The 23,525-nt window shown below is 68.8% G+C and carries 26 protein-coding genes and 1 pseudogene; 7 read left to right on the top strand and 20 right to left on the bottom strand.

The genetic code is table 11. The annotated features are described in order from the left end of the window. Positions 1-231: 231 nt before the first annotated feature. Positions 232-1,128 carry a chorismate-binding protein gene (locus ACFV6H_RS29180; protein WP_385547962.1) on the top strand — a complete coding sequence of 299 codons (897 nt, stop codon included), beginning with the start codon at positions 232-234 and terminating at the stop codon, positions 1,126-1,128. 64 nt (positions 1,129-1,192) lie between these two features. Here ACFV6H_RS29180 and ACFV6H_RS29175 read toward each other — a convergent pair whose 3' ends face one another. From ACFV6H_RS29175 to ACFV6H_RS29145, 7 genes are all read right to left on the bottom strand, one after another. Further along, a complete protein-coding gene (locus ACFV6H_RS29175; protein WP_385547959.1) occupies positions 1,193-1,915 on the bottom strand; it encodes a 2'-5' RNA ligase family protein in 723 nt (240 codons plus the stop codon). A gap of 30 nt (positions 1,916-1,945) precedes the next feature. After that, entirely contained in the window at positions 1,946-3,271 is a 1,326-nt protein-coding gene (locus ACFV6H_RS29170; protein ID WP_385547956.1) for a hypothetical protein, read from the bottom strand. 119 nt (positions 3,272-3,390) lie between these two features. Next, positions 3,391-3,867 (bottom strand): GNAT family N-acetyltransferase, encoded by a 477-nt coding sequence (locus ACFV6H_RS29165; protein WP_385547953.1) that lies wholly within the window; start codon positions 3,865-3,867, stop codon positions 3,391-3,393. After that, a complete protein-coding gene (locus ACFV6H_RS29160) occupies positions 3,864-5,159 on the bottom strand; it encodes an XRE family transcriptional regulator (RefSeq protein WP_385547950.1) in 1,296 nt (431 codons plus the stop codon). Before ACFV6H_RS29160 ends, ACFV6H_RS29165 begins: the two co-directional genes overlap by 4 nt. A gap of 13 nt (positions 5,160-5,172) precedes the next feature. Continuing rightward, complete coding sequence (locus tag ACFV6H_RS29155) at positions 5,173-5,655, bottom strand: PPC domain-containing DNA-binding protein (protein ID WP_385547947.1); 483 nt, start codon at positions 5,653-5,655, stop codon at positions 5,173-5,175. Between the two features lie 26 nt (positions 5,656-5,681). Continuing rightward, on the bottom strand, positions 5,682-6,662 hold the full coding sequence (locus tag ACFV6H_RS29150; protein WP_385547944.1) for an asparaginase: 981 nt from the start codon (positions 6,660-6,662) through the stop codon (positions 5,682-5,684). Between the two features lie 30 nt (positions 6,663-6,692). After that, positions 6,693-8,216: a transcriptional regulator, XRE family protein gene (locus ACFV6H_RS29145; RefSeq protein WP_385547941.1), complete on the bottom strand. Its 1,524-nt coding sequence runs from the start codon at positions 8,214-8,216 to the stop codon at positions 6,693-6,695. Positions 8,217-8,452: 236 nt separating this feature from the next. Between ACFV6H_RS29145 and ACFV6H_RS29140 the strand changes: the two genes are divergently transcribed. Both ACFV6H_RS29140 and ACFV6H_RS29135 read left to right on the top strand, forming a co-directional pair. Next, positions 8,453-9,331 (top strand): helix-turn-helix domain-containing protein, encoded by an 879-nt coding sequence (locus tag ACFV6H_RS29140; RefSeq protein WP_385547938.1) that lies wholly within the window; start codon positions 8,453-8,455, stop codon positions 9,329-9,331. Beyond that, a complete protein-coding gene (locus ACFV6H_RS29135) occupies positions 9,328-9,588 on the top strand; it encodes a DUF397 domain-containing protein (protein ID WP_385547935.1) in 261 nt (86 codons plus the stop codon). Before ACFV6H_RS29140 ends, ACFV6H_RS29135 begins: the two co-directional genes overlap by 4 nt. A 134-nt stretch (positions 9,589-9,722) precedes the next feature. On the opposite strand, the gene ACFV6H_RS29130 is transcribed toward ACFV6H_RS29135, so the two are convergent. From ACFV6H_RS29130 to ACFV6H_RS29115, 4 genes are all read right to left on the bottom strand, one after another. Beyond that, entirely contained in the window at positions 9,723-10,370 is a 648-nt protein-coding gene (locus tag ACFV6H_RS29130; protein WP_385547932.1) for a GNAT family N-acetyltransferase, read from the bottom strand. A 200-nt stretch (positions 10,371-10,570) separates the two neighbouring features. After that, the gene (trpA, locus tag ACFV6H_RS29125; protein WP_385547929.1) at positions 10,571-11,389 is read right to left on the bottom strand and encodes a tryptophan synthase subunit alpha; all 819 of its coding nucleotides are present in this window, start codon (positions 11,387-11,389) and stop codon (positions 10,571-10,573) included. A 469-nt stretch (positions 11,390-11,858) separates the two neighbouring features. Continuing rightward, positions 11,859-12,197, bottom strand: coding sequence for an SH3 domain-containing protein (locus ACFV6H_RS29120; RefSeq protein WP_385547925.1), 339 nt, complete (start codon positions 12,195-12,197; stop codon positions 11,859-11,861). Between the two features lie 263 nt (positions 12,198-12,460). After that, on the bottom strand, positions 12,461-13,012 hold the full coding sequence (locus tag ACFV6H_RS29115) for a hypothetical protein (protein ID WP_385547922.1): 552 nt from the start codon (positions 13,010-13,012) through the stop codon (positions 12,461-12,463). Between the two features lie 487 nt (positions 13,013-13,499). Here ACFV6H_RS29115 and ACFV6H_RS29110 point away from each other — a divergent pair. Beyond that, positions 13,500-14,308, top strand: a protein-coding gene (locus tag ACFV6H_RS29110) for an IS5 family transposase (RefSeq protein WP_385547919.1) whose coding sequence is annotated in 2 segments (ribosomal slippage) — positions 13,500-13,817 and positions 13,820-14,308 — 807 coding nt in all. Because the reading frame shifts where the segments join, the coding sequence is not laid out codon by codon here. Positions 14,309-14,323: 15 nt separating this feature from the next. Here the strand turns inward: ACFV6H_RS29110 and ACFV6H_RS29105 are convergent. Then, positions 14,324-14,770, bottom strand: coding sequence for an SRPBCC family protein (locus ACFV6H_RS29105; protein WP_385547916.1), 447 nt, complete (start codon positions 14,768-14,770; stop codon positions 14,324-14,326). A 123-nt stretch (positions 14,771-14,893) separates the two neighbouring features. Between ACFV6H_RS29105 and ACFV6H_RS29100 the strand changes: the two genes are divergently transcribed. Then, on the top strand, positions 14,894-15,412 hold the full coding sequence (locus ACFV6H_RS29100) for a hypothetical protein (protein WP_385547913.1): 519 nt from the start codon (positions 14,894-14,896) through the stop codon (positions 15,410-15,412). Between the two features lie 74 nt (positions 15,413-15,486). On the opposite strand, the gene ACFV6H_RS29095 is transcribed toward ACFV6H_RS29100, so the two are convergent. The 4 genes and pseudogenes from ACFV6H_RS29095 to ACFV6H_RS29080 all read right to left on the bottom strand — a co-directional run bounded on the left by ACFV6H_RS29095 (position 15,487) and on the right by ACFV6H_RS29080 (position 18,726). Then, a complete protein-coding gene (locus ACFV6H_RS29095; RefSeq protein WP_385547910.1) occupies positions 15,487-16,209 on the bottom strand; it encodes a prepilin peptidase in 723 nt (240 codons plus the stop codon). A 169-nt stretch (positions 16,210-16,378) separates the two neighbouring features. After that, complete coding sequence (locus ACFV6H_RS29090) at positions 16,379-16,756, bottom strand: hypothetical protein (RefSeq protein WP_385547907.1); 378 nt, start codon at positions 16,754-16,756, stop codon at positions 16,379-16,381. Between the two features lie 87 nt (positions 16,757-16,843). After that, positions 16,844-17,821, bottom strand: coding sequence for an ATP-dependent DNA ligase (locus ACFV6H_RS29085; RefSeq protein WP_385547904.1), 978 nt, complete (start codon positions 17,819-17,821; stop codon positions 16,844-16,846). Positions 17,822-17,864: 43 nt separating this feature from the next. Further along, positions 17,865-18,726, bottom strand: a pseudogene (locus ACFV6H_RS29080) (SDR family oxidoreductase). A gap of 141 nt (positions 18,727-18,867) precedes the next feature. Between ACFV6H_RS29080 and ACFV6H_RS29075 the strand changes: the two are divergent. Further along, a complete protein-coding gene (locus ACFV6H_RS29075) occupies positions 18,868-19,104 on the top strand; it encodes a hypothetical protein (RefSeq protein ID WP_385547901.1) in 237 nt (78 codons plus the stop codon). Positions 19,105-19,149: 45 nt separating this feature from the next. Next, complete coding sequence (locus tag ACFV6H_RS29070) at positions 19,150-19,602, top strand: DUF6233 domain-containing protein (protein ID WP_385547899.1); 453 nt, start codon at positions 19,150-19,152, stop codon at positions 19,600-19,602. Positions 19,603-19,637: 35 nt separating this feature from the next. On the opposite strand, the gene ACFV6H_RS29065 is transcribed toward ACFV6H_RS29070, so the two are convergent. From ACFV6H_RS29065 to ACFV6H_RS29050, 4 genes are all read right to left on the bottom strand, one after another. Further along, positions 19,638-20,099 carry a hypothetical protein gene (locus ACFV6H_RS29065; RefSeq protein WP_385547896.1) on the bottom strand — a complete coding sequence of 154 codons (462 nt, stop codon included), beginning with the start codon at positions 20,097-20,099 and terminating at the stop codon, positions 19,638-19,640. 70 nt (positions 20,100-20,169) lie between these two features. Continuing rightward, positions 20,170-20,385, bottom strand: a complete 216-nt coding sequence (locus ACFV6H_RS29060; RefSeq protein ID WP_385547894.1) for a hypothetical protein — start codon at positions 20,383-20,385, stop codon at positions 20,170-20,172. Between the two features lie 110 nt (positions 20,386-20,495). Beyond that, positions 20,496-21,812 carry a hypothetical protein gene (locus tag ACFV6H_RS29055; RefSeq protein WP_385547891.1) on the bottom strand — a complete coding sequence of 439 codons (1,317 nt, stop codon included), beginning with the start codon at positions 21,810-21,812 and terminating at the stop codon, positions 20,496-20,498. A gap of 112 nt (positions 21,813-21,924) precedes the next feature. After that, complete coding sequence (locus tag ACFV6H_RS29050) at positions 21,925-23,481, bottom strand: DUF2637 domain-containing protein (protein WP_311301119.1); 1,557 nt, start codon at positions 23,479-23,481, stop codon at positions 21,925-21,927. Positions 23,482-23,525 lie beyond the last annotated feature (44 nt).

The following is a 23,525-nucleotide window of genomic DNA, read 5'->3' as shown; positions in this document are numbered from 1 at the left end:
GTGGGGGGGGGGGGGGGGGGGCCGGGGGGGGGGGGGTGGTGGGGGGGGGGGGGTGGCTGGGGTTGGCCCCCCCCCCCCCCCCGCCCCCCCCCCCCCACAACGCCAGAGTCCCTGCTCGATGGGCTCCAGACCTTCTTCGACGCGGCCAATGGCCAGTGGGTCATGGGGTACATCGGGTTCGGGGCACACCACAGCCGGTACAGCACGCTGGCCGTCGGACCTGATCCGGAGGTGCTGCTGTTCATCCCCGAGTCCGTCCTGGTGGTCAAGGACGACGGCAGTGCTTCGTCGGCATCCCGTCCGGTGCGCCTGCCGCAGGGAGGGCTGCGTGAGATGAAGGCGGGTTCCCCGCCTCCGCTCGCAGACGAGACCGTTGATCGCTTTCGCGTCATGGTCGACGGCGCCTTGGGGTGGGTGGAGCAGGTGCCAGGCCGTCGGTTGACGGTCGCGACGCGGCACGTCTGGAGCGGACCGGTGGACATGGTGTCCACCATGACGGCAGGGCAGGACGACTCCCATGGGGTGTCGCGCTCGTTCTACTGTCACCACGGTGGGCTGGAGTTCGCAGGGACCAGCCCGGAGCTCCTCGTCGATGGCTCGCTGGATCGGTTCACCAGTCACAAGCTGTCCGGCACATCCGGCCACAGCTCTGGCGGGCAGCGGCTGGCGGACTGGGACCTTCGTCTCGTCGAAGAGCACCGATCGTCCATCGACTCGCTGCTGGCCGCGTACAGCCACTTCGCCAGCGTGAGCGCGGGGCCGCCGGAGTTCCTGTGCCTCGAGGAACTGGTCCACGGAATGACCCGGCTGACGGTGGAGCCCAAGCCCGGAAGCGATCCGGCCAGGGTTCTGCTGGGCGTGTTGCCCACCGGCGCCTCGCCCTCGGACGGGCTGTCCGAGATTGCGAGGCTGGAGCAGTTCCCCCGCGGGCCGTACTACGGCCTGGTCGGGTGTGCGGCACCGGACGGCAGCCTCCAGTGGTCGCAGCTGCTGCGCAGCGTCTTCCAGCGGGAAGACCGGGTGTGGCTGCCGGTCGGGGCGGCCGTCACCGCCAGGTCCAGCCCACACGTGGAAGCCGCGGAGATCGCGCTCAAGGCCCGGAGCGTACGGGTAGCGCAGCACAGCTGAGCCGACGGATGGGGGTGCCGACTTCCCGGCGCCCTCATCCGTCGTACGAGCTGCGCCGATGGAGTCAGCGGGCGAGGGACTGGTCCGGCAGGCCGAGGCTGTGCAGGACACGCCATCGGTACGTACGCCCTTCCCGGCGCAGTTCGACCAGGTCGACCCGCGCGATCGAGAGCGTGACGGAGGGACGGCCCCGCAGGGGGGCCACGGCGTCGATCACTGGTGAGGCGGCACGGGCCCGGTTGTTGTAGAGAATTCCGAGGTGGGGGCGGAAGCGGCTGCTTGGCTTTCCGCCGGGGACGCCGGCGCGCAGTCCCGCGCGATGCAAGGCGGCGTGCAGCTCCACCAGCGGTGTCCAGGGCGTGACGCTGAACCGGATTGCCCCGGTGGATCCAGCCATGGGCTCCGCGCGGATCTCGAACCCATCGCCAAGCGTGCCGTCTGCTAGCTGGACCAAGGCGTCCACTGCGGCGGGCTTGACGTCCGCGCAGCTAGCAATCTTGTTCATGGTGATGTGGAGACCGTCGGGGGGCACCTCGTCCATGTCCAGATCGGCCAGGGCCTGCTGGCACGAGCGTGCCTGGGCGATCAGCTCCTGTTCCTTGGGGAAGGCCAGCATCCAGTAGTAGGCCTTGTGACCCGGGGGCCATCCGGGCCGATCCCAGTGGTTGGTCATCATCTCCACGGCCCGGAAGGCGTCCCAGTCGTTCGAGGTGATTTTCCGGGGATCGTTCAGATCGGGAGGCGGCGCCGCGGGGAAAGCCCTGCTGTCCTCGATCAGCGAGGTCATCACCAGAGGTCTCCTTGGTGGCTCGGGCCGTCACGGCCGCGGGTCAGGTTCCGCCTGGACGGCCGGCTGGTAGTTCAGGGCCTCCAGTTCACTGGCATAGTCGCGCACGACGGGCTCCGCCCGCCACTTCCCCGTGTGCTGGAGAAGCTCGGTAGCGCGCTGCCACACCGACTGGATGGGCGCGCTGCCGCTGGTGTGAAGGGCTCGGGTGCCCAGCGACAACGCCTGCTCCAGGTCGGGTCGGTCCTGCCGCAGCAACGCGGTTGCGACGTCGAGGGACACCAGCGTCCGGGTCCACTGCGATGGTGACTGCTCGACCAGGTCCTCGATCTGCCCGGCGTACTCAAGGACCCTGGCGACGTCCCCGGTCGACAAATGCGCGGTGACGGCGTTGGCGAGCGTACGCGCGGGGCTGTACGCCTCGAAGGAGATGCAGGAGGTGACACCGCCGGGAAGGTGCTGCTGCTGATCGCTCAGGTCCAGTGCCCGTCCGATCGCTCGTACAGTTCCGCGGGCGTCGCCCTGGCGGGCGAGAGCGCGGGCGCGGCCGTTCACCCAGAGCCTGATCGCCTGCGGGCTCTGGGGAGACAGTGCGATTCCCTGGGCGGCCGCAGCGTCGGAGGCGGCGTAGTCGCCGAGGTAGTAGAGGTTCAGGGCCCGGGTGCCCAGAACCCACATTTTCGCGCCCACGTCGCCGGCCTGGTCGGCGAATCCTTCGGCCTCCACGCAGAATGCCTCGGCTACGTCGGCGCGGCCGGCGTTGACGGCCATGTACGCCAGCAGCCCCGACGAGCGGGCCGCCAGCTCGAAGAGCTGCTGTCGTTGCCCGGAGCTCTGCCGGCCCAGAAGGAGGGTGCGCACCATCCTCCGGAGCAGCCGCGTTTCGCCGGCGAGTTGCTGGGGGCCCTGGTCCTCGTAGCGCTGGACGATGCTCTCGATCGACTCCGACGCCAGATTCAGCAAGGCGGGATCGGTGTTACTGGTTGTCAGTTCCTGCGCCTGCAGGAGAATCTCACCGGGGCTCTCCCATCCACCACCGGTGAGAATGGGGGTGGCGGCGGTAGTCGGTGGGTGGGCGGTGTTGCGGTCCGGGGGTGGTCCGAAGAGGTCCGCCGTGGTCATGCCGAACAGGTGCTCCAGGACGCGGGCGGCGTCCGGACGCGGACCTCGCTCGCTGAGTTCGCCCTTCATCCACCGGTCGAAGGTCCGGCGCGGGAGGTCGACACCGGTCAGCCGCGGGTCGCCGTCCTTCTCGGCCAGCTCCGCGCGCGCTCTCTTCCACTGAATGCACAGGGCTTCGTAGGTCCAGCGGCGTTCCTGGACGAGTACACGGAAGTAGCTGGTACGCACGGTCACCTGTCGTTTCCTCCTGGTCCTGGCCGGTGGAGCGGAGCGCGGCCGGTGACTCACCCTCTGGGGCCGCGCCCCACGCCGTGGTCGAAGGGCGTCCCGAAGGCGACATCCGGCGGCTATGTCTAAGTCGTGCCGGGGGTGACGGCCTGACGGTAGAAAATCTTGGTGTCCTGCGGTGTCGCACCCAGTGCCTCGTAGAACTTCTGTGCATCGGGGTTATCGCGGTCGGTGGTCCATTCGATCCGGCTGCATCCCAGATGGACGGCGACCTCGTGAAGCTGGGCCATCAAGGCCTTCGCCACTCCCTTGCGGCGGTGGGGCTCCCGTACGAACAACTCCTTGAGGTAAAGCGAGTGGCTGTCACCGGCGGCTGGCCAGAGTAGTGAGAAGGACGCCATTCCGACCACATCGGCGCCGATTCGTGCCAGGAGGATGGAGGCGGCACGGTGCTCTCCGAACAGCATGTCCCGCAGTCGGGTGATGCGGTCGGGTAGCTCGCCTTCGACAGCGCCGCCGTAGTACTGCTCGATGTCCGCTACGAGTACCGCGATACATGGGACGTCGGCTGACTCTGCGCGGGTCACAGTGAGTTCGCTCATGGAGCCTTCCGTTCGGGTGTTGGAGCTGTGTTCGGCTGGAGGGGAGCGAGCACGTCACGGAGTTCCCGGGCGGGTTGGGGAAGGCCGGGGATGGTGGCTAGCTGTCCTTCGAGTTGGCAGGCCCTGGTCAAGATAATCCCGGAGCGGTGCTGTTCCGGGAGCTTTTGAAGGGTCTCTGCCGTACGGTCAGCGGCTGCCGCCGGCTCACCGTCCAGGAGCAGGCACATGGCGGTATCCAGCTCGATCAGGGCCCGGTCGAGATGTTCATCCGCCGGGTAGAGGTGGAGAGCTCGCTGCTGTGCTTCCCGGGCGCGGTCCGTCTGGCCCAGGTGGGTGAGTGCATTGCCTTCGTGGAAGCGTAGTTGGGCCTCGGAGTAGCCGAACGCCGACTCTGCGATGTCGTCCCCGTGCAGGTGTGCCAGAGCGTCCTCCGCTCGGCCAAGGGCAGCCTCGGCTTCCTGGCGGTCTCCCATGACGGCGTGCGCCCGAGCTTCCAGCGGAGCGGCCAGGGCGGCGCCGACGGTGGTCTGAGCACTGATGACCTGAGCGCGGCGCGCGGCGCGTGCCGCTCCGGTGAGATCACCGCTGTAGAAGAGGGCGTACGCGTATTCGGCGAAGATCCAGGCTCGGACGTCGTTGTCGCCGGCTTCGTCCGCCGCGATCCGGGCGACGCGCAACCAGGCGTTCGCATTGTGATCGTCGCCTTGGCGCACCAGGACCAAGCTCATGAGGCCGGCCATCTGTGCGGAGAACCGTGTAAGTCGGTGCATGGCGCCGAGTGACTGCCGCTGGTCGAGTGCTCTGCTGAGCGCGTCGACGTCGTGCCGTAAGTCCCGCAGGAGGTCGCCCTCGGGTCGGAACCTGGTGGCCCGGCCGTGCCAGGCCACAGTTTCTTCCCACGAGGTAAGGCCGGCTTCGCTTATATGGCCGCTGGTCAGAGTTCCTTCGAGCCTTCGGCGGATGGCTTCGGCTCGTTCCGGCTCGCCGACGGGGAGTTGGCCGGCCGGATGGTCGGGAGGGCCCTCGTGGGACTGGGCGAAGATCTGGCCCATGGGCATGCCGAAGAGGTACTCGAGGACTCGTGCGGTGTCTGGGCGCGGGCCCCGCTCGGTGAGATCGCCCTTCATCCATCGGTCGAAGGTGCGGCGCGACATCGGGACGGTGGCGAGCCGTGGATCCTTATCCCGCTCAGCCAGCTCCTCGCAGGCGCGCTTCCACTGGATGCAGAACGCCTCGTACGTCCAGCGCCGCTGTTGCACAGTGGCGCGGAAGTTGGTGGTGCGCGCCGGCATTGCAGGCACTCCGTTACTGGATCGCGGCTGGGCTGGAGGGCTGGCTGAACCGCAAGGTGGGCACCTTATGGGGGCCGAGCTTGGGCCTGGTCATGACTGGTTCGACGACTTCCACGACGAACAGCTCCGAAATGAACTGCACCCGCCCTCCGAGGAGATGGCTTGTCCTGCCCGCCGCAGCCTGGCCCTTGAGGCCGACCGCGACGTGGATGTGAGGGGCTAGGGCGTTGGTTTCCTCGTCCCAGGCGATTGTTCCGCTGCCGAGCGCTTCCAGCGTGGTGTATTCCGTGGCGGCCCATACGGGCGCGCTGGGGTCGGCGATCGGATCACAGGTGCCGACGAGCTGCACGGAGTGGAAGCCGCCGAGAAACATGGGGATGTACGCGGAGCGGATCCCGTACTCGGCACAAAAAGCCCCAAGTTGCGCGAGGAAGTCGTCTTCATCATCGAGGGCGACACCGAAGGTCCGGCCGATGGTCAGTGGGGTGGCGTGCATGAGGTCGTTTACTCCCGGTGGGCCGGTCAGGCGAAGGCGGCGGCGATGCCCTTGCGGTCGGTGCCGACGCGGAGGTGAGCGAGCAAAAGAAGCCGCGCTTTGTACGGGTCGAGGTCACCGGCGGCGATCAGTCCGCGGTGCAGCAGGTCGCGTTCCGACCCGGCGAACCCATAGGTGTTGCGGGCGGTGCTCCCTGCCCCGGTGCGTGACGCGAACACGACGGGGATTTGCTCGGCGATCTTCCCCAGTGGTTCGGCCCAGGTTTCTGGTACGTGTCCTGCGCCGAACGCAGCGATGACCGCGCCGTCGAAGCGGTCGCCGAGACCTTGAAGTAGCTCTCCGTCATCCCCAAGGACCGCGGTGATGAGGGCGACGCGCGCCGGCCGGAGAAGGGGCAGCGGAATGTGCTGCTGGGGAGGAGGGGTCAGGAGGAGGCGAGGGGCGCCTTCGACGATGAACCCGATGGGCCCGGCCTGGGGCGACGCGAACGCTCCCGGGGCGGTTGCGTGCCCCTTGCGCACGAATCTGGCCGCGTGGATTTGATCTGAGAACACCACGAGGCATCCCATTCCACGGCTGGCCTCGCTGGCGGCTGTTTGAACGGCAGCCAGCAGATTCGCCGGGCCGTCAGCGCCAGAAATAGAGGGGTTTCGCATTGCCCCCGTGACGACCACGGGCGCCTGGCCGGTATGGAGGAGGTCTAGTAGATAAGCCGTTTCCTCAATGGTGTCGGTCCCCTGCGTCACGACGAACCCGGAAACGCCATTTCGCTCGTGCTGGGCGATTATCTGAGCGAGTGCCGCGATGTCGTCGACGGATAGCGAAGCCCCAGGCTTCTTTGTGACGTCGGTGAAGCTGAGGGTTGCATCCAGGCCGGAGAGTCCTGGAACCGCCGTTAGGAGGTCCGCCGCGCCGAGTTGGGGCTTCACGCCCTGCGTTTCGTCGGCGGACGCCATGGCGATGGTGCCGCCGAGGGCGAACAGGTGGACTGTCGGAGGGTGCGACACGAAGCGGCGCCTTTCGAGGGGGATGGGGGGCTAGGAGGTCGCCAGCTCTCCGACAAAGCGAAGGGTCGATTCGAATTCGTCGAGGGCGATCAGCCGGCTCCGTGGTCGGATCATGCTTGCGATGCCCCGCTCGCCCAGCTCGCGGCATCGGCGCGTCAGCCAGACCCAGTCGAGCCCGAGGTACGAAGCCAAGGCCTGGAGACGCTCGGGCGGAGTCGTGCCGGGTGCCACGCTGTGCTGTGCTGCCTGTCCAACAGCGTCGGCATAGTCGCGCATCATGGCATGGCTGCTGGTTGTAGTGGCCTGCCAGATTCCCTCGGCTCGGATCCAGTTGGCGATGACGGCACGCTGGCCTGGAACGAGTACGAACCCGTCGACAGCTGTCATTTCTGGCTCGTCGCTGACGTGAACGTTGACGCGGTGCATCTCCATGAGGGCGATCGAGAGGAAAAGCAGGATGAGTTCGTACGGCTCGCTGTCCTTGACCACTGCTTCAGGCAAACAGAACGCGCGGGTTACCCCCCGTGCCGTTCGGCTGGCGAAGCGGTCTTCGATGTCGCGCAGGTAATGGTGCTTGTGGGACCAGAGGAGCCACCCCACTGAGGACTCGCCGTACTGCTCGCGGGTCCAGAAGACGGGAAGGGCCGAGGCGTCAGCAAGGTGCCGGGTGATGTGTCGGTAACAGAAGTAGGAGCCGATCCAAGCGGCGCCGACGGAGGTCAGGCCCGGGATTGAGGCACGGCTTGGCGCGGTCCGAGGGAGTTCGAGGTAGGCGTTGAGCGCGTCGTGCTCGGCGTGAAGCAGTTGATCGTCGGCCAGGAGGGCATCGTCGATGTTCGCGATGGCCCAGATGATTCCGTACGTCAGATCGTCGAGCTGATGAGCGCCGGGGATGACCAGAGGCGTAGTTGCAGCGCCGAGTCCGCTTCGGATCTGACTTCGGGCGGACGGAGCGTCGAGTACGAATACCTGATGTCCTGCGTCAGCAGTCCGGGTGCCGAGCACGAGGCCACGCCGCACCGGGCGCAAGAACTCTCTTAGCTGATCGGGGTCCGAAGGTGGCAGCCGGACACCGTTGTCGAGGGAGTCCGCGGCTTGGAGGTGGACTGCGAGCGAGGTCCCGTCAAACACGTGTCGCCCGTCGAGCTCCCATGTGTCCCATCCGCTGGCCCCGGCTGTGGTCAGCGACAGACGGGATGTGGCCCATCGGGTCTCGATGCTCTGGGCCGCCCGGATCTGCTCAGGCCCTGCTGGCGCCGCCGGGGGGCGCAGCACGACCGGTGCGGGCCGGAAGAGGTCCTCCGCCGGAAAACCGAAGAGCTGCTCAAGTACGTAGCAGGTATCCGCGCGAGGTAGACCACGCCATGTCCCCGTGAACCAGCGATCGAACGTACGTCGCGCAACGGTGACGGGCCTCGGTCTCGCCGCTGGCTGGGTCCGTACGACGGAAGCCGCCGCTTTGTCGAAGTGGATAGCGAAGGTCTCCCACGTGGTCCATCGCCGCTGCTGACACAGGACACGGAACAGGGTGGGGGCAGTATCCGTACGTGACATGATGACGGCCTCCTTCCCTGACCGCGCCGTCGGTGACGATGCGGCAATCCACCCTCGAGGAGTGCCCGTGCTCGGGGCTTCTGCCCTGAGCGGGGCATATGCCACGAGGTGCTACCGCGGCAGCACGCGTCGTGACGTAGCCAGGATGCCGCTAACGGCCATCCCAGGCAATGTGTCTGGACACATTGAGCCCAGAAAGGTTGTTCCCGAGCTGGCCAGGCGGCACACTGACGGCCATGGCGCCGACGAATGACGTGCCGGCTTCGGTCTTCCGCAGAGAACTCGGCGTTCGGCTGAGGGACTTGCGTACCGAATCCGGCCTCACCCTGGTAGAGGTAGGACAGCTGGTCGGCGTCCACCATGGGCACCTGAGCCGGATCGAACGAGCGAAGCGCGCCACCACTGAGAAGCTAGTCCAAGACCTCCTCGACAAGGCGTACGCCGGCCTGGTGACGCCCGTCAGTCGCCTCCAGATCCTTGAGCTCGTGAGAGCCGATCTCGTTGAGGAAGATCCCCATCCGCGGCACAGGGCCCTGCTGAACAGCACTCAGATCGGCGGGTACCTTCGTCTCGAGCGGAGCGCGCGGAAGCTGAAGGCCTACGAACTCGCTCTGGTGACCGGCCTCCTACAAACGGCCGAGTACGCCGAGGCGGTGATCCGCGCGATGCGCCCAGACCTCACCGCCGGGGAAGTTCGAGCCCTTGTCAGCGTACGGATGAAGCGCCAGGAGCGCCTCATCGGGGCGGACGGGGCCGTTTTCGAAGCCGTGATCGATGAGGCAGCCTTGCGGCGTCCCGTGGGTCCGCCGGACCTCATGAAACGCCAGATGGAGAGACTGCTCGACATGGCAGAGCACGAGACGGTCTCGGTCCGGCTTCTCCCCCTGGAGACCGGTTGCCACGCTGGCTTGTACGGGTCGTTCATGATCATGGACTTTCCCGCGCCCAATCCGAGCGTGGTCTGGGTCGAGAACCTGGCTCACTCCATGTACTTCGAGGATCGAAAGCACGTGGAGCCCTATAACGAGGCATTCAACGGCCTCTGGCAGAAAGCGCTTCCGCCCACGGAAGCTGTCAATCGCATCGAGAAAGTGATCAAGGAGCTACATCAGTGAGCAGCACGTCCCCTGCTGGAACCAACGCGCCCTTTAAGCCCACCGCTGCCGAGCTTGACCTCACTACGGTCGAGTGGAAGACGACCTCCTTCACCGGCGGAAATGACAACTGTTTCGAGTTCGGCCGCTCCGGCGACTGGATTCTTACGCGGGACACATTCCGCCGGGACCAGGAGCCGCAGGTGTACTCGAAGGCAGAAGTGAAGGCTCTCATCGACGGCGCGATCGCCGGAGACCTGGACTACCTGCTGGCGTAGACGAAGGTTTCCCGGGAGCGGCGGCTGGCCTCATGGGCACTGAGGCCAGCCGTCGACGTGTGCATCCCCACTCTGTTCACCCTCTACGCGGAGTCCGGGCGCGGAGGCCCCCGCGGTCCCCGGTGACGACTCCATTAGGCAAGAATGTTGGCCGACGCAGGAGCTTGGATTGCGGTCGGCTGACACTCGCTCCTGTGACTTTTGAGAACGCCATTCCGCATTGCGTGAGTTGATGTTCCACCGAGGCCGTCTCCGTTGAACCAGTTGGCCAACCCCGGAAGCGGCTCAGCTCGGCGCTCCAGAGCGAAGATGGTGTAGCCACCACGCTGGGAGACCTGGCGAACGATCTTGAACTGCTGTCCTTCGTAGTACTTGGCGAGAGCGGGGGAGGTGCAGTCGCGGCGGACGCCGCTGAGGTTTTCCCGGGCGGCGCGGTCGACGGCCCAGCTGGCGATGAGTGTTCCGAGCTTACGGTGACGTTCGGCTGGGTCTGTCACGGTGGCGTTGAGGTAGAGGGCAGGCTCATCGGCCTCTTTTGCTGTCCAGGCCCAAGGAGCAGCGGTCCTCAGGATCGTGGTGCATCCGACGATCTTGTCGTCGTCCTCGGTGAGTATCCACATGTCGCCGTAGCAGCTGGCGCAGTTGGCTGCCAGCTCGTCGACGTGCTTTCCCCAACTGCGCCAGTTGGCGAGTTTGTTGTCCTTCATCCAGTCCGACCGGGCGCGGATCATCGTTTCGAGGGCGCGGCGGTCCTCTGGTCTGGCTGGTCGCATCGCGAGCATGCGGTCCGCTCCTGGGTGCGCTCGTTCTGAGCGGGTTCGGCAGTTTAGGGCGCTGGGCGGAACCTTAGGGGTCTACTGCCCGGTAGGTGGGGTGTTCCCCGTCCGGGTCGCCGAAACCTGGAGTGAGTCGTGTCGGGACGTGCTGGGATGCCCGGAATGATCTTTCGCCGGCACTGCGCCGTGCCGGGCGGCTGCAGGTTTCAGGCTGCGGACTGCAGGGGGTTGCGGAGCCCGTGGGCAAGGTTCCTGGCGAGGGTGGCGGCCTCGATGGTGCCGGCTGGTCCGGGTTTGGCTTCGATGGCGCGGATGAAGGCGGAGCCGACGATGACGGCATCTGCGAAAGAGCTGGCGATCGCCGCTTGTTCCGGGGTGGAGACGCCGATTCCGACTCCGATGGGGAGCGGTGTGATGCCGCGCAGGCGGTCGACGAAGGTGTGAAGTCCGGGGTGGAGAGGGCCCTGCGTTCCTGTGACGCCCGCGGTGGCGGGCGCGTAGATCATGCCGCTGCCGGCGGCGCACACTCGGGCCAGGCGTTGATCGGTGACGTTGGGAGCGACGACGAATACGGTGTTCAGGCCGTGTCCTCGTGCGGCTCGCAGCCAGTCAGTGGCTTCCTCAACGGGCAGGTCCGGGATGATGGCCGCGGCTCCGCCCGCGGCGGCCAGGCGGCGGGCGAAGCGCTCGGGTCCGTACCGGTGGACGGGCTGCCAGTAGGTCATGACCAGGAGTGCGGCGGTGGAGACGGCTGCCAGCTCGCGGATCGTGGTGAACACGTCCTCGATGCGGAAGCCGGCCTGGAGCGCCTGGGCGTTCGCGTGCTGGATGGACGGTCCGTCCATCATCGGGTCCGAGAACGGCAGACCCACCTCGATCACGTCCGCGGAGGTGGCCAGCAGTCGAAAGATATCCAGGCTCTGGTCGAGCGTCGGGTACCCGGCTGGCAGGTAGACCGCGAGGGCCGCCCGCGATTGGGCCCGGGTCGCGCCGAGGACCTCCTCAAGCCGGGAAGTACGGATCATGGAAGAGGTCATCACAGTCCTTCGACGGCGGGGCGCGGTGAGGGGACAGCGTCGCGGTCCGGAACGCGGGTGGCCCGGACCGAGCGCGGGGCGCGCGACTGCGGCTGGGACGGCGCGGCCGGCGGCGGTGAGGGCAGGTCTCAGACGGCAGGCGAAGTGCTGACGTCGTAGGTGGAGTGGCCCTGGCCGTCGTTGTTCCGGTTTGGCGGGAGGGTTCGGTCGCCCAGGCTGCTGGTGGTGGTGCCGGGGCAATCGGTCGGTGACCCCCGGAAGCGGGCGGTTGAGCGTCGCTCACGGCGGCCCGGGGTCCGAGAGGGGCCGGGCCGCCGTGGCGCCGTCCCGGGCTGTACGGGGTGACAGCCGGGAGCTCTGGGGACGCCGTGGGGGCGCCGTCGGCGGGGCGGGTCGTCTTCGCGGGTTCTGCCCGCGGTTGCGGGTCGGCAGGGGTGGGGCTGCGTGGTCCGGGTGCTCAGTCGAGTTGCATGGGGATGCTGATGTAGCTGCGGGAGACCCACCCGGTCTCGCCCTTGTGGGCACCGGAGGACGGCTTGACGTAGCCCCAGTTGCCCTTGTAGCAGGCGTAGTAGATCGGGGTGTTCTTCGAGAGCTGGCCCTTGGCGGTGTAGCCCGTGCCGGGACCGGTGCGGAACATCACGGTCGCGTCGACGTAGGTGTTGATCTTCGCCGAGTGGGTGCAGGTCTTGGAGGTGGTGGCGGCGCTGGCGGTCGATGCCGTGGCGACGGCCCCGCCGAGGAGCAGTGTGCCGGCGGTGGTGGCGGTGGCTATGCGGCGGGTGAGAGTGTTCATGTGCGCTCTTCCTGGTGTCGTCGTTGGCCGACAGGCGCGTCGAGCCCTGCGGACCGCGTATGCCGGACTGGAGGACGGGCGGGGCTGGGGACTCAGGAACACGACACTCCGCGTCCTGTTCCGCTGTCGATCTTCGTCGAGGGCGGTCGGGGTAGCCAGGTGCTGTTTCTTCCGTCAGTTGACCTTCCGGAATCCGGTCATCAGGAAGTCCGCTTGCAGGAAATCCGAATTCCGGTTGGTGAAGTGACGGGGACTCTCGAGTATCAGGAGACGGCGGAAGTTCCGCTCAGGCCCCATGCCTTGGCTCCCTTGCCGTCGTCGGCGATGTCGACATAGGCGGTGGCGTCAGCGGTCCAGGACTTGTTCTTGGTCTTCACGTATGCCTCTCCGTATCCGCTGGCGCCGGTGGCAAAGGTCTTCGATCCGCTGTTGGAGTTGTTGACTTCACCGCTGATCGTGCGCTCCTCGCAGATCCCATAGCTGCAGTTCTCGACCTTGGTCGATCCGTGCTCGGCGCGCATCAGGATGGAGAAGTCGTTGAAGCGTTTGCCCCCCGTGTAGAAGGAGTTGCCGGTCCAGGACGCCTTGTTCACCCACGCCTTGTAGTAGCGGTATCCGCCGCTGGATCCGGTGTACTTGATGCAGATGTTGACGCTGACCTTCACGTCGGGCTTGCCAGGCAGGTTGAAGCTCTTCGTGCTGGTCTTGCAGTGAGTGGTGGTCGCCGCCTGCGCCGGGCCGGCCAAGGCGAGGCTCCCACCGAGGATGGTGGAGGCGGTCAGAGCGGACACGGCGGCTGCGCGGGCGATTTTCACGTGGGTGCTCCTGGAGAAGGGGAGAAGGGACGGCCCAGGGTGTGGCGGCGTCCAGGGGATGGCGCGCACGGGTACTCCTGGCGGTCGGTCGGCAGGATGAGGTGAGGGCCGCGAGCAGGGCCTTGCCTCAGTGATCTCCGATACTTCTTCGGCCCACCCCGCGTACGCCAGGCTCAGGTTCTTCCTGAAGGGGATGCGCCTGAGGGATAAGTTCCTGATCAGGTTCTTCAGGAAATTGCGTTTCCGGAATATCGGAGGCGATGGCCGGACAGCTCCGGGGGACCCTGTTACCTCCGTGGGCGATGCATAGAATTCAGCAGCGCATTTTTGAATAATCCGTGGTGCATTGCGCTTGGTCCGCGCACCAGGTGTGACGGACCCGGCGGAGCGGGACACGCTGCGATTCACCTGAGAGCTCGTAACACGATCTTGGTGACCTTGGCTGGCGGGGCGTAACCGGTGTGACGATTCGGCTGTTCGTGAGGGCGTGGGTACTCGACCGTGGATCGTGGACGATGAGTTGTGGGCTCTGGTCGAGCCGTTGCTGCCGCCGTGGCCGGAGCGGTCACCGGGTCCGCGACCGGTGCCGGACCGGCTCTGCCTCCAGGGCATCCTGTTCGTCCTCTGCAACGATATAGCCTGGCAACTCCTGCCCCTGGAGCTCGGATTCGGCTCGGGACAGACCTGCTGGCGCCGCCTGGAGCGGTGGCAGAAAGCGGGAGTCTTCGACCGGATCCACCGGCTCTTGCTCGCAGAGCTGAACGCCGCTGGCGAACTCGATTGGTCACGTGCGTGCGTGGACGGTTCCCACGTCCGCGCGAAAAAGGGGGCGCCGACACCGGCCCGTCACCGGTCGACCGGCGGAAAACGGGCAGCAAACACCACCTAATCTGCGACGGACGCGGCACCCCGCTGCTCGTCATCACCACCGCGGCGAACGTCAACGACATCACCCAGACCCTCAATCTGGTGGACGGCATCCCGCCCGTCCCTGGCCGACCCGGCCGACCACGCCGACGCCCCGAGTCTCTCTTGGGCGACAAGGCGTACGACTCGAAGTCCGTACGCCGGGAACTACGACGCCGCAGGATCCTGCCGGTCATCTCCCGCAGGGGCGCCCCGAACATCAAGGGCCTGGGCAAGCTCCGCTACGTCGTCGAGCAGACTTTTGCCCTGCTCCACCAGTTCAAACGCCTCGCCGTCCGATGGGAACGGCGCACAGAACTCCACGACGCCTTCGTCTCATTGGGCTGTAGCGTCATCTGCTGGAGACGCCTCAACAAGATTGGATCATGAACGCGCTCAGCACTTCTAGGAGTTGCGGCTCACGATCGAGTTGGCGTACGACGCGAGATCTTGAGCCCACACCTGCAGTCGCCGTCTCCTGAGCATGTCCACAAGAGGCAGGGAGTGCCGGTAGGTCACCGACCAGGTGATGTCTGTACCCCCATGAGCGGCTCGGGCCAGGTCGACAGATCCTCGATGAGATGTGAACAGTCCTGCCGCCTGTTCGTAGCTGAACCGCTGGTCGGGAACCATCTCAACGACGCGCTCGCGGCAGCACGCCCGCCCCGTGCTCGTGCGGATGGTACGTATGTCCCCCACGCGTGCCGGCCGGTCGACACCTGCGGGAACATCCCACTCGACGTCGGCGTAGGCCGACCAAGACGGCCAAGACTCCGCATCCACGAGCGCCGCGTAGACGAGGGCAGCAGACGCCGATGAGTGCGAAGAGGCGATAAGAGCGACGGAGGACACCCCAGCAAGGTTAGACCGCACCTCACCATGATCGTGTTACGAGCTCTGATGCTCGTGTCCGGCTTCTCACGCGGAGTACTTCGCCGTGCGCTCCTTCAGCCGTACGCGCGACAGGAAGCAGACATGTTCAACCGACGCCGCCGCACCCGCCCGTTGACGCCTGTCGCCCGGCCGCCGCGCGTGCCCGAGGCACTCCGCGACGGGGCTCCGGCCACCGTTGACCCGGCGGTCGTCTTCCGGGCTGCTCGCCTCCGGACGGCACTGTTCCAGGCGGGCGTCGACCTCGAGCGGGCGTCCGGGCCGGCGCCCGCGTGGTTCACCTCGTTCGCCGAGCATGCGGGTTCCCGTGTTCTGACTCCACAAGAACAGAGTGAGCTCAGCTCCCATCTGGCGGGCTTCCCGGCCGACGCGGTGCTCACCGACGCCGCGTGCGAGAGGGTCGTGCAGCGGATCGGCAGCCTCGCAGCCCTGCGGGAGCTGAAGTCGCAGGGCATCGATCTGTACCCCTGTTCCCGGGGAGGGGCAGGGGATCTCCTCGACATGCCCGCCGCCTCGCTGCGCCGGCTCGGCGACTACGTGCGACAGCAGCTCGCCGACATCGAGGCGCCGGACCGGACTGCGCCGGCGACCAGGCGTGCATGAGGCCGCCGGCCACGACGGCGGCGTGCTGGCGGGCATGCGGTCGCGGCTGTCAGGGCGCGGATGTATGGAGGCGTTCAGGAGACGAGTACGGACACGCCCAACGCCCCGAGCAGCATGAACGGACCGTAGGCGACCTGCTCACGCCGGCCCCGCCCGGTCAGCAGCAGCGCCACGGCACACACAGCGCCGACGGCGAAGCCCGCGGCGGTTCCCCACAAGACCGTCTGCCAGCTGGTCCAGCCCAGGAGCGCGCCGATGGCGGGAGCCAACTTCACATCGCCCAGGCCCATGCCCGCGAACAGCGACAGGAGAAGGAAGACTGCGGTGACGAGGGTTGCTGCGGCTACCGCGCGGGCGATCCCGCCCTGCTCGCCTGCCACAGCCGCTCCCGTGAGCAGCAGAAGCGTCCCCGCGGCGGCCGGAAGACTCAGGACGTCGGGAAGCCGCTGCACGGCAAGGTCGATCATCGTGAGGGCGATTCCGCAGGCGGCGAGCCAGTACTGGGCGGCGGCCACCCACCCGCTCGCGCCGCCGGCGGCGATTACCGCGAACGCCACGGCGCCCAGCAGCTCCACCGAGCCCGGCGGCGGCCCGATCCTCTCTCCGCACGTCGGGCAGCGCCCCGACGGCGGCAGCGCGGGGAGCCGCCGCGGGCCGAGGAGCTTACTGGTGCAGTTCGGGCAGTCGCGGCGTGAGCGCGCGGGAGCGGGGACCGACCGGGCGAACACCAGCGGCCTGGCTGCTGCGCCGACTATCGCGCCGATGGCACAGGAAGCGGCGACGCTGAGCAGGGACATCACGGACTCCTTGCACCCGGCGGGCCGGACCCCCATGGCCCGCTGCCGGTCGACACCGACCCTAGACGAGCGAGTCGCGACGGCATCGGTCGGCCGGAGCGACGCTTGGGAATGCCCCGACAGGCGTACCTCGCCGAGACGGGCATCGGAGGCAACAGGTCCGACGCGGTCAGCCGGGCATGCGCACCCAGACGCCCGGCGCGCTCTGGTAGTTGCCTCGATACGTCTCACCGTCCGGGAGGCCCTGGGGGAAGACCCAGAACCCTTCCGTGTCGCGGTAGGCGCCCACGTCCAGGCGCGCTTGTTCGATCTCGAGCGCGGTCCGTACGACGGTGCACGTCCCGCACGTGCAGCCGGTCGGCTGCTCGGCTTCCACCCATGCGGCGTAGAGGTCTGGTCCCTTCTCGGCGGGCAGGCCCCTGCTGATGGCCACGGCTTCGAGCATCGCCTCCAGGCGGGCGGCCTCAATCTCCGGGAGAGCGGTGGATCCGTCCAGGGTCCGGTGACTGCGTTCGCGGTGGACGTGTCGGAAGACGCGTACGGACATGGCGCCAGTGTGAGGGGGCGCCGCCCACCAGCGCCAGGAAGTTGCCGGAACTTGCACGTGCACGGCGGCGTTGCGGCCGAAGTCGGGTTATGTGTGTACGTCGGACGGCGCCATGTCCTCACGAACGCGCAGGTAGCGCACCGGATGCCGGTAGCGGCCCCCGTCGACGGCGGTGTCGCCGGTGAACTCAGCGACGAGCTCGGGCACGACGGGGCGGAAGGCCAGCGGCTCGGAGGTTCCCCAGCCGGCGGAGAAGCGAAGGCCGCGCCACGGGTGGTCGGGCCCGGCCGGGTGAAGTGCCGCGCCCAGCTGTGCCGAGGCGCTGCGCGACAGCGGAGTGGAGCGGGCGATCAGGCGCAGCCGGCCGGTGCCGGCCGGGTCGGGAGAACCGAGCAGGAGAGTCTGGGGCGCACGTACCGTTCCGGTGACCGCGGCGATGATCCCTTCGGCCGTGGTCCGCGAACGCGCCTTCAGCCAGCCGCGATCACCCGGACGGTACCGGCCGCCGAAGTCCTTGATCATCGCGCCTTCGACGCCCACCGCCCCCCAGGCCGGGTCCAGCCACGTCCGGGCGACGTCCTGGTCGGTGGTCTGGGGGGACAGCGCCCACGGAGCGGACAGCCGCCGGGTGGTGAACAGCTCCTCCAACAGGGCCCTGCGCCGCGCCAGGGGCTGGTCCATCAAGACGGTGCCGGACAGCTCGAGCAGGTCGAAGACGACCAGGTGGGCCGGGCTCGTGGCCGCGGCCCGCTCCGCCGACGGTCCGCGGCGCCGTGCCCGCTGCTGCAGGGCCGTGAAGTCGAGTCCCCTGCCCGCCCAGACCACGAGTTCGGCGTCCAGGACAGCCTCGACGCCGAGCTCGGAGGCGGCCCGCATGATCTCCGGGAACGCCGGTCCCAGATCCGCACCGCGCCGGGACTGGATGAAGGGCGCGGGCCGCGCGAAGACCAGGGCCCGGAAACCGTCGACCTTCTGCTCGTAGACCAGGCGTCCGGACGCCCCGGGAGAGGGCAGCCCTTCCACGGAGCGGGCCAGCATCGGCTGGAGCGGGGGCGACAGGTGCACCCTTCCGTCCTACGCGATCAGGCCGCCCTTCGCCCGCGCACGCTCAGATGGCAGCCACCGCGGCCGCGGTGTCGGCACTGCCGGCCCCGCCGAGGAACTCGCGGGCGCCGCGGAGCCGGGTCCGCAGCCGCTCCTGCGTCGCACGGCTGTCGAGGCGTACGTCCAGGGGGCCGGGCAAGGAGGTGTCGGCTCGCCGTCCGGCCGGCAGCCGCCCGGCGTCGAGCCCTTGGCAGTGGGCGATGAGCACCCCCCAGGCCGTGGCGGCTCACGGCGTCCGGACCGGCGAGATGGAACACACCGGCCGCGTCGGACAGCGCGACCTCCCACAGGGCGGCGGCCAGATCCTCGACATGTACCGGGCACCGGATGTCGTCACTGAACAAGACCCCCGCACGCGTGCCCGCCGCCAGGCCGTGCACCATGCGTTCGTGCTCGGACCGGCCCTGTCCGATGATCAGAGAGGTACGGGCGACGGCAGCGCCCGGCGCCACCAGCCGCACCGCCGTCTCGGCGGCGGCCTTCGCCGCGCCGTACGGGGTAAGCGGGTCGGGCAGGCGGCTCTCGTCGTAGCGGTCGGCCGAACCGGAGAACACCGCGTCGCTGGAGACGTGGACCAGCCGGCAGCCTCGCTCCGCCGCGGCCAGCGCCACCCGGACCGCACCGTCGGCGGTGACCGCCCAGTCGGACTTGCCGCTCGACGCGTTGACGACCACCGAGGGGGCCACGTCGGCCATCACCCGCGCGATGTTCGCGGGCTCGCGCAGGTCGAGCTGGTGCCAAGCAGCGGCGGATGCTTCGCCGGGCCGGGAGGCGAAAGTCGCGGCCGTCTCCAGGCCCGCAGCAGCGGCCTGACGGACCAGTTCGGATCCCAGGAATCCGCTGCCACCGATGATCAGCACGGTCATGGTCCGACACGGTAGCGAACACACACCCGCCGGCGGACCGGAACTGCGCCGCGCCCGCCCGCAGCCGAGGCCGTACCCGCCTTGTGACGGCCCTGACCAGCCGAGAGACACGGTAATCGAACATATGATGCAATTGTGGGTATGGAGCCGCTTCCCTTCCCCCACGACCTCCTCCAGGCCCAGATCGCCTGGCATCGCGCCTACGCCGCCCTGGCGGACGACCCGGTAGGGGCGCACACCACGGCGCAGCGCCGCCGGCTGTTGCGCCTGTCCGTCCGCATCTTCTGGCACCCGTACTGGTCGGACCCGGCCGGCCCGGCCCGGCGCGAGGAGCTCCGGCGACAGGTCAGGGCGCTGGAGTCGGCCGCCGGGGCGTAGACGGGAACGGTGAGCGAGCGCGCCGCGCACCCGCACGCACGGATCATGCTGGTTCTCCCCGACAAGCAGACCATGGAGGTACGCCTGTACGAGAGGTTCCGGGCCGCCCGAGGGCATCCGTGGAGGTTCCGCATCGGCGTGCCCTCGTGGGTCGCCACGGAGGATGGCGTCGCCGCCGCCGAGTACTCGGTGTGGGTCACCGACCGCCAGTTGCAGCCGATCGACGGAGTGGACCTCTCGCAGATCCCCACGCGGCGCGACCCGAGCACGCTGTCTGCGCCCGAGCCGTCCGGCTGGGTCGTCCGACCCGCTCCTTCACGCCGCGGCGGCACCGTGGTCCATGACGCCGCCTGTCGTGAGGCGGTGGGAGGCGGCGTCGAGATGGGAGCGCTGGAGGCTCTGGACGCGCTGATGCGCCCGGGCGCTCAGGCGTGCCAGGACTGCGCGGCGGCCGAGGTTCTCATTCCCGCCCTCAATCTGGGCCAGGGCAACGGATAGACCGGCAGGGCGATTGCGGGGCACCGGGACGCCGTTCAGCCGGTCGGCTCCGCGTACGGGGTGACGATGGCCAGGGCCTGGGCGCTGCCGATCTGCTCGATCACGCGGGGCGCATCGCCGTGTGTGGCGGTGAAGTGGAAGACACGGCCCAGCGCCCGCGCGGTGTCGCGCCACTGGGCTGAGGCGGGTAGGGAACCGTCGTACCAGAACAGGTTGTCGGGCTGCCGGACCGTGAAGGAGTTCCCGCTCAGGGTGGCCGACCACCCGGGTGACGGCTCTGCCCATCCGGCGAAGTCGTCCGTCGGGACCCATCCGATGCGCCGGGCCTGCTTCAGGAGCACGTCGTTTTCGACCAGCGAGCCGTCGATGTCGACCTCTTGGACGGTCACGGCCGGCACGTAGATGACGGCGGCGACCTCGGGCCCCAACAGGTAGGCGTACGCCGCCATGTCGAGCGGGGGAAGCCCCTCGGCGGGGGTGCTCACGAACTCCAGCACAGGAACACCCCTTCGGACGGACCGCCGACGCCTCGCCGCACTCGCGGGCTGTGCCCGGCACACGACATCGTCATGCCTGAGCCGGTTCGTCGCCGACGTCGACGAGGAAGGCGCCGTCGGTCGCCTCGTGGAGGGACATGGACGCCGATGTCTTCCCGGGGCCGCCGGCCTCGATACCGGCCAGGCGGACGGTGAGTGCAGGCTGGCGGCTCGTCATGGTGCCCATGACGTCAACGCAGTCGGCCAGCACCAGGTCTCGCGACCAGGGGCTCGTGTCCTGCTTCATCGGGTGCCCTTCCTCGCCTTGCGGCGGCCAGAGGCAGCTACCGCTGCCCGGCAGTCTGCCACCACGCGCCGACAGTCGGGGCCCCTCCAAGTCCAGGCAGGCGGTACTGCTCAGCAGCCGTACCGCGCAAGTACGGCCCGGGTCGCCTGGTCGAGCGGCCGAAGGGGGTGCGTGCCATGGTCTTCGGCGGGCCCCAGACGCAGTGTCGCTTCACCACTGATCGGTGTGACCACCAGCGTACGGTCGTTGACCTGTGACTGGATGGCGTCGGTCCGGTAGGGGCTGGCCGCCAGGCACCCGTCGCTGTACTGCCGCTCGTACCGCTCGTACGGTCCCGCGAAGAAGTGGCCCGCCAAGGGGCCTTGCACCTGCCACACCACGATCGCGGCGAGCCCGGCGGCTATCCCCGGGAGCGCCGCGCTCCAGCCGGGACGCCGGAGCAGCTTCGGCACGGCCCGGTAGAGACAGAGGCCGCCGAGGCCCACCAGCAGCCCCGTCGCCGTGAACGCCCAGGTGAAGTACGAGAGGAGTCCGGCCGCGTTGGCGAAGGTCAGCGGAAGCGCTGCGCAGGCCAGCAGCAGCAGCGACAGCCCGCATACGGTGACCGCTTGGAAGGCGTTGAGCTTGGCCGGCCACGCCGGGCGGGGCGCGATCAGGGCCTTCTCGCGGCCGACCCACCGCCCGGCGCCGCGCAGGCGGCCGGTGCGGCTCTCGCTGCTCGTACCAGTCGGGTGGTGATGTGCGAGGAGAGCCAGAACAGCGTCGCCGAAGGCGAGGGCCCGCTCGTGCACCGCGAACTCGTCCGTTTTGAGCTGCCCGGCCTCGGAGTTCCGGGCGGGCTGGATCCGCAGGCCCGTGCCGCGGGCGGCGAAGGCGAGGTTCAGGGGGTGTCCGGGGTCGGGGAAACCGGGCAGCGTCGGAGCCGTGCGTCCGCCTCGTCCGACGGCCAGGTCCATGGGACTGCTCCCGGGTGTGGGGAGGAACCTCTCGTACATCTGCGGGTGCCGCCGGTGGCCGTGCAAGCTGGCCCGCAGGGCCTCGGCCTGCACGGCCACCCTGTCGAGCAGCGGATCGGACGGGGCGCTACGCATCCGCTGCAGCATGGCCTGGCCGGGGATCGCCCGCCACACTCCGCCGAGCCGGCCCAGGCAGCGCTCTTCCCAGACGTCGCGGGCGGGACGCGGCCACATGCGGGCGATGGGCAGACGCCGCGGCGGGCGCGCACCGTCGAGGTGGGCGCGCAGCAGGACGAGGGCGCTGCGAAGGTAGTCGGTCTCGGCTGCGTAGTGGACGGCGATCGCAGTTTTCCTGGCCCCGCGTGCCGCGTCGACGCCGAGGTCGTCGACGCGGTTGGCGGAGGCCCGGGCCGCGCCGCCTTGGGCCTGAAGATCGGCGATCGCCTGCTCCCAGCGGCCGCGGCTCATCATGCTCCCCCTGCGTGGGCGATGTCGTTTCGGCACGAGGCTACCGGTCGGCACCGACACCGGCGCAGAGCCCGCGGTCCGGCCGGTGCCCCGACTTGGTCAGCCGGACCGTCGCTCAGGCGGCCTGAGCGGTGTCAGCAGGCTGCACCGACCAGTCCAGGTCGAGGTAGCCGGCGCCCTCCTTCTCGATGATCGGTCCGTACTGTTTCTCCAGCCGCAGGTACTCGTTGTGTCCGGACCGCGGGTTCTTGTAGCGGGCCCACCGGCCCAGGTCCGCCTTGTCCAGCGCGAGGCCAGCCAGTTGGTGAGCGAGGTAGATGCGCTCGGCGAGCTGGCGCGGCTTCTCGTCCTTGGGAAGTGCGGAGAGGTCGATCTGCGCGCGCTGCCGCTCACGGACGTCGCCGTCACCCGCTCCGGGCGCCGGCCGGCCGTGCTCAGCTTGGATCTCGTCCTCGTAGCCGTCGCCCTCGTCGTCGGCCTCTCCGTCGTCGCCGGGCTCAGGATGGGAGCCGCCCCGGCCGCTGCGCCCGTCCGGCGGGGCCGCCTTCTCATCGCGTGCATCCGGCTCCTCATCCCGGATGTCCCCGCCTGCGGTCTGCGACTCCTCCTCTTCTGCCCGCGCGCCGGACTGCGGGTGTACGGGGGGCGGAGCGGCCGGCGCAGCCGCAGCGGGCACTGCCGCGGTGACGGGCTCGGGCCGCTGCGCTGCCGGGGCAGGCCGTTCGGCAGGAGGGGCCGGTGGCTTGAGCGGACCGGGCAAGGCGGGCTGCTGCGTCACGGGCACCGCAGCGCTGCCCTCGCCGGCCGCCGGCCGCCGGGTACCAGCATCCCGCGCGGCCAGGACGTCCGCCGTCCCGCCGCTCTGCCGTGCCGGGACGGCTGGCGGGTCCGGCAGATCTGCGGCCACCGGGGGGCCGGATGCGGGGACGGGGGCCGGCTCGTCGCCGGTGCTCGGCACCAGAACGTGCCGGGATCCGGTCACCCGCACGTTGTCGACGGTGGCGAGCAGCTCCTTGCGCCACGCCTTCCACATCCGCACGGGGGACCCGATGGGCCAGGGAAGCCACAACAGCAGGCTGTAGCCCCGCTCCTCATCACCCCTGCGCCGCTTCTGCCTGCCCATGATCACCTGTTCGATCTTGAACAGGAGCATCTCGAGCAGTACCGCGTACTCCAGCGGCGGCACCACGGCGAGGAACGCGCCGCTGAAGCCTGCCTCGGGCGCGTGCAGCAGATTCATCTGTGCCGAGGCCGCGACGAAGGCGAACAGCAGCAGCCTGGTGATCCCAGAAGAGCGGAGGGAGAGCGCTTCGAAGAACCGGATCAGGCTGAGGCTCAAGGCCCCGGCGTCGAGCAGCATCGCGAACAGGGTGGCCGCGTCCCAGTCGCCGCCGTTGTGCGCGTGGGCGTACTCGCGCTGAGCCCCGAAGCTCAGCCAGGCCGCGATGCCCGCCAGGACGAACATCATCAGGCAGCCGACGGCCAGGGACGTCACGGCCAGTCGGCGCTGCCAGGACTGGCGTCGCTGGAGGGCGAGTTGGTCGCGTTCCTCGGTGGTCGCGGTCTGCTCGCTGCTGCGGCGCCGGTGTCCGAGGACCATGCCGGTGGTGGCCACGGCGCCGATCCCGGCGATGGTGAGGCCGCCGGGCAGAGCCAACTGCGAAAGATCCATCACCGGCCTCCTCCTGAAGCGCGAACAGCTCTGCCTGCGACCGC

It is taken from the genome of Streptomyces sp. NPDC059743, assembly GCF_042732975.1.
Taxonomy (GTDB): Bacteria; Actinomycetota; Actinomycetes; order Streptomycetales; family Streptomycetaceae; genus Streptomyces.
The sequence above is the reverse complement of the archived record's forward strand: the minus strand, read 5'-3'. Positions and strand labels throughout refer to the sequence as shown.